6 protein-coding genes are annotated in these 5,631 nt (G+C 35.6%); all 6 read right to left on the bottom strand.

Annotated features, from left to right (window positions below):
• Positions 1-473 (bottom strand): pseudouridine synthase (locus tag ABZC96_RS07905; protein ID WP_373030286.1); only part of this gene is annotated, 473 nt, incomplete at its 3' end.
• Between the two features lie 14 nt (positions 474-487).
• A complete protein-coding gene (locus ABZC96_RS07900; RefSeq protein WP_373030285.1) occupies positions 488-1,477 on the bottom strand; it encodes a hypothetical protein in 990 nt (329 codons plus the stop codon).
• A gap of 67 nt (positions 1,478-1,544) precedes the next feature.
• Positions 1,545-2,033, bottom strand: coding sequence for a GNAT family N-acetyltransferase (locus ABZC96_RS07895; protein ID WP_373030288.1), 489 nt, complete (start codon positions 2,031-2,033; stop codon positions 1,545-1,547).
• 31 nt (positions 2,034-2,064) lie between these two features.
• The gene (locus ABZC96_RS07890) at positions 2,065-4,881 is read right to left on the bottom strand and encodes a helicase-related protein (protein ID WP_373030284.1); all 2,817 of its coding nucleotides are present in this window, start codon (positions 4,879-4,881) and stop codon (positions 2,065-2,067) included.
• A gap of 81 nt (positions 4,882-4,962) precedes the next feature.
• Positions 4,963-5,280, bottom strand: coding sequence for a hypothetical protein (locus ABZC96_RS07885; RefSeq protein ID WP_373030287.1), 318 nt, complete (start codon positions 5,278-5,280; stop codon positions 4,963-4,965).
• Positions 5,281-5,393: 113 nt separating this feature from the next.
• Positions 5,394-5,631: hypothetical protein (locus ABZC96_RS07880; RefSeq protein WP_373030282.1), on the bottom strand; the 238-nt coding region annotated here is incomplete at its 5' end.

The raw sequence follows: 5,631 nt of genomic DNA, 5'->3' as shown, positions 1-5,631 counted from the left end.
TCTGATACACCCCATTTATCCATCACTGCTTCTCTCATTTCTTTAGAGGTGGCAAAAAGTAATATACCGGAGGTATCTCTATCAAGTCTATGTACTGGCCAAAGTTTTACTTGATTTTTCCCTCGTGAAAGTTGATTTCTCAGTATGGCAAGTGCATGCTGTTTACTTTCTGTAGTGTTCCCCACAGACAAAAGCCCTGCAGGTTTGTTGATAGCTATAATATCTTTATCTTGATAGATGATCTCTAATTTTTGTAATGTCTGTGCTTGTGTCGAAGCTTTTTTAACCACTCCCACTTCTACTACATCATCTACATTTAAAGGAAAATCATGTTTTGTATTAATCTCACCATTTACAGCAACACTTGAACCTTGTAAGCGCTGTTTTATTGTCTTTTTAGACCATCCGGTAAGATGGTTCAAAAGAAAATCTAAGAGTTTGGATCTTTCTTTTACTATGAATTTTTCTGCCATGTATTAGAACCTTTTCATTTATCAAATAGTTTTATCATCATTTTGCGTTTTGCTTTTATGTATGCTTTTTCATATTTTATAACCCATTGATTATAAGCTTTTTGTGTTCTTTGAGCCTCTGCAAAATATTTTTCTGCACAGGCATTTGCAGCAGAGGATACAGTTAAACCTTTAAATCCACAAAAAGCATTCTTCATGCCCATAAATAATACAGTATCCAGGTTACTAATATTGTTACAAGAATCTATAGCTTCCACAATAAACTTTTCATTACATTCTTTGGAAGAGGTACCTTCAGTATAATAGCATCTGTCATGTGCATTACATGCCTCTTCAAGCCATTCATCATCATTGGAGAAATCATTAGCGAGATCATATACATCTTGAAGCCCCTCAGCACTACAGCCATCTGGACGAGAAGCGTAAGGATAAAAAGCATTAGGAAAATTAAGATTGATAGGTAGAATTATACCATTTTTAGTTACGCCTCTTGCATCCTTATCATTTTCTTTTAAATAAAGTAAAGGTTCTTTCGGGTCTTTACTTGCATTATATTCAAAGCTATCTGGGTCACATGCATCATCTTCCCATATTTCGTTGGTTATACGCGATATATCTTGAAAATGATAATAAGTTGTTGTTAACAGCATGTTATAAGCATCGTTACCCATTTGTTTAGGAATCTGTTCTAGTTGAGAAGCTAATTCTTGACGATTTCTATTATCTACTATATCTTCTGTTGCTTGCATAACTTCATCAGGCATGAATATATCAACAGGGTAAGTAACTATATCTTCAATCCAGGTCTCATCATAATCTGAAAAGAGGTCTTTAAATTTCCGATAGATACTTTTTGAATGTTTTTTTGGTTTTGATATATGCACCTTGGTTGCGTTCTGTTCATTGTATGAAACATTGGTATCTGGTATATTAGATAAATCATAAGCATATAGTTTAGTAAAAAACGTTAAAAAAATGATAGTAAATATATTTAATTGTTTCATTTTTTCCTCAGCTATATTGTTTTAACATTTTACTATTATTATATCTTACTAAAAGAGATTTTGAAAGTCAGAGTCTTTTTGCCATCTTGTAATCATCCATCACAAAACCATTACCAATATCTGTAATTACAGTACCATATTTAACAAAACCAAGCTCTTCATATATCTTGATGCTATCAGTGTTATTTCTATTTACTGTGAGTAAAATTGTATTTAGGTTTTTTTCGATGGACAATTGGTCAATAAATTTTATCATATTTCTTCCATATCCATTGCCACGCTCATTCGATAGAACATAAAATTTGCTTAAAAATAATTCTTGCTCTTTGATCTCAACACTCATATAACCAATAGGCCTATTGTCCTGCTCAGCTAAAAAATATAGTAGCTCATTATTTATCTGCTCAGTTATAGCTTTAGAAGATTGAAATTTTGTCAGCATATAAGCAACTTGGGCCTTTCCAATAATTGGCGTGTAATGTTCATGCCATATCTGATAAGCAAGGTTTTCAATGCTTTTGATTTGATGTTTCTCTGATACACTTTTTATCAGCATTTTTTTCACTATACAATTTTAATAAATTATTTTATCTTCGTCTACGTCCACGATATGCATCATAGCTTGAAGATCCCGTACCTCTTTTATTTTGACCATGACATTGATCACAGATGGAAAATCTGTAAGAAAAGTCAAGTACCTTTCCACATCTTCGACATTTTTTGGTGAAGTGTCCCTGTCTAAGAGAATTTTCAATGTAATTGTTCAGTCTTACTCGGGCTGCTATAGCTTTAGCGGTATCTTCAAAGATATCTGGAAATTTGAATGAGAGCCACAGATAGAGTGATATTTCTCTTACTCGGTCTTCTGCGTTAAGGAGCATATCGTTGGTTTGTGCAAAAGCAGGGAGGTCACGTGGTGGAATATAGAGTACTTTGCCTCCAGCTTCGATTTGGCGGATATAACGATGGAAGACTGACTCTATGTACGGTGAAGAGATACTCGCAGGTGCACAAGAGAGAAAAAAACGTGTTTTCAGATCTAGACTATATTCACTAACTATAGCTGCTATCTCAAGCATGGAATCAATGTTAGCGGCTACAAAGGGACCTTCAAACTCCATGTTGTCTGCAAAAAATTCCAGAATGTCCAAGATATTATCGGTTTCGAGTATTTCACCTATGAGCATGACATGTTCTAAGCTTGCCATGACAGAAACTGGAAGTTTAAGGTCTGGAAGTGGCATATGAAAGACAGATGTAATGGTTGCCAGGGCATTCTCATCTAATGCACCAACATAACCTTTTTCTTCAAAACCGTAACGTCCAGCACGTCCAGAGATCTGCAGTACTTCAGTAGGAAGAAGTTCACGTCTTCGTAAACCGTCAAACTTGTTGTCTTTTGAAAAGAGTAGGGTCTTTATGGGGAGATTAAGTCCCATGGCAATGGCATCTGTGGCAACAAGTATTTGGCTTTCACCTTCTCTAAAACGTCTGGCTTCTTCACGTCTTACTTCAGGGGAGAGATTACCATATACCACCGAGACAGAGTATTTTTCACTGAGTTGTTGTTTAAGTGAGAGTACATCACGTCTAGAAAAGGCTACGATGGCTGTTTGAGGTTCTATATGCTTCATAGAGGTAGGATCGGGTAGCATTTCCAGTTCGTTTTTGCGCTCAAAGTGGATCACTTCCAACTCTTCACCCAGGTAGGTACAAAGCTCTTCTACCGCTTTGAGTGCATTACCGGAGCCTGTAAGTATGACTTTTCTAGCTGGTACACCTATGAGAGCATTTGCCCATGCCCAGCCCCTGTCTCTATCGCTGATCATTTGGATCTCATCTATGACACAGACATCAACATCAACTGCAGAATTCATCATCTCTATCGTAGAAGAGATATGTGTCGACTCGTCGTCTATGATCTCTTCTTCTCCTGTAATGAGTGAGATGGCCACACCTTCTTTTTTAAGGTTTTCATATCCTTCAAGGGCAAGTAGTCGAAGAGGAGCTAGATAGTAGCCTGTTGTTGCAGCTTTAAGTTCTTTAAGTGCTGTGTATGTTTTCCCTGAATTCGTAGGCCCAACATGAAAAACAATCTTCCTTTTAAGTTCACGTGCAAGAGGGAAGAGGTTTTTAAAGTCACGAATGGTCTTGGCCAACAGCTCTTCACGTTTTTGTTTTTCAAGTAAAGGCTTGATATACTCTCCAAAGTGAAAGAGTATACGTCGTTTACTCTTCTCTTTGAACTTTAGAACATTCGAAGAACGTATCTGAGGTTCTACAAAACGGACGATGAATTCATGGAGTTTTTCCTCTTCTATATCCAGTTTTTCACTTTCTTCTCTCATCTCTTCAAGTACATCATCTATAGCTACTCTAAAGTGGGCAAGAAGGTCATCATTTACCTTGTTTATATCCTCTTTTACAGGAGGTTCTTCTCCTCTCCAAATGAGATTATACATGAAAGGTTTTTCATAAGAAACAGAAGTCATATAGAAGAGAGTAGTACCAAAGAGATCATGGTTTTTTTCTTTCTCTATGATGATATGATCAGTACTTTCAAATACCTCATATTTATCACTAATTTTAGTGAGTATTTTTTCTATGGTGTCAAATGTTATGGGAGCATGAAAGAGTGACGCTTCTGGTGGCATACTTTTAAGTGCGGAATTGACATCTTGTTCTGTCAGATAGGGATGTTTAGTCTCTTTTATATGTTTCAGAAACTCTTCAATATCAGTTGTTTTCTTACTGATAGCTTCTTCTTTTATCATTTGCAGTTTAGTGACCATCTCTTCATTGTTTAAACTCCAGAGTTCGTCCATATTTAAGGTAGGTGTTGTACATAAAAGTAGCTTGTTAAAGTCGAAGTTTTGTAGGGCAAAAGTGAAGCTGTGATAAAACTCCATTTCATTGAGGGAATTGAACACTACCTCTAACGATTTCTCAAGTGTATGTAGTCTTGTTCTTATCCGTAGGTAAGCAAGTTTGTTGAGGACTTTCTCTTCAGTGATCTTAGTGCTTTTAACATCTATAAATGCTTCAAGAAGTAGATTCTCTTCGTGTTTGGTGTAGGAGGTGTCTTCTAAGAGCTGGAGGATCTTTTCTACTTTGCCTAAAGGACGCTTGATATTTCCAGCATAGGGTACTGCTTTGTAGCTCTGAGTAAGATAGGAGACTATCATTTCTCTGGAAACTGCCTCACCTTCACTCCAAACACGTCTAAGTGCACGTATCATATCCTCTTTTGTATGTGAGGGAAGGGTGATCTCAAGCAGCATAATGAGCTCTATGAGTTTATCTTCATCCAATGTAGCCACACCTTCATCAAAAGGAAGTCCATTAAAATAGTTTCGTATTTTATTGTTAAGTTTTATAAAGTATTTTTTCTTTTTCTTTGCCATAATGTCTTTTTATTAGATCCTACATTATGATGCAGGATGATTTATTTGACTAAGTATAGCATGAAAAAGTAGCCCTTGCATCTATTCTATGGTTAATATATCAACCAATTCCACACCGTCACACTCTTTTTTAATACGTTTATGTTTACGAGCATCCTCTTCTGCGAGCTCAAGTAGGTCTGCAAAATCATTTTTACTTACAGTCATTTCAAATACTTCTTTTTGTGTTTTTAAAAACACTTCTGTTTCTTCCTTGTGTGACACTACAAGATTTCTTAGTCCTTTGGCAAACTCACTCTTGATGGATTTTTCTACCTTTTCATTGGCCAATATGTCTGCCAAGCTTAGTGTTTTGTTAATATCATTTTTACATATGACAGTGTAACTTACTTTTATCATACCTTCCACCTTTAACTCCTTTAGTAGATATAGATCTAATAATAGTATATTTTTAGCAGTAATGTAAAAAATATGTCAAATTGTCATGTTTGTGTTGCTAAAAGGTATTATTTTTATTTTGTCGCATAATCCATGATCTTGGATACAAGTATCATACCTTCAATACTCATATCTTCTTCCATTTCCAGTCTTGATGGGAAGATACCTTCGAGTGCATCAAGGATATATTTGGCATCTTTTTTTGGAAGTGATTTTAGTTGTCTTTTTATATTTAACTGTTTATACATTCTATCTCTCTTTTCTTTTGAGATATTAAAACGTACTTTTTTAGTTTGAACTTCATCCACAAGT

Source organism: Sulfurovum sp., assembly GCF_041551015.1.
Lineage (GTDB): Bacteria > Campylobacterota > Campylobacteria > Campylobacterales > Sulfurovaceae > Sulfurovum.
The sequence above is the reverse complement of the archived record's forward strand: the minus strand, read 5'-3'. Positions and strand labels throughout refer to the sequence as shown.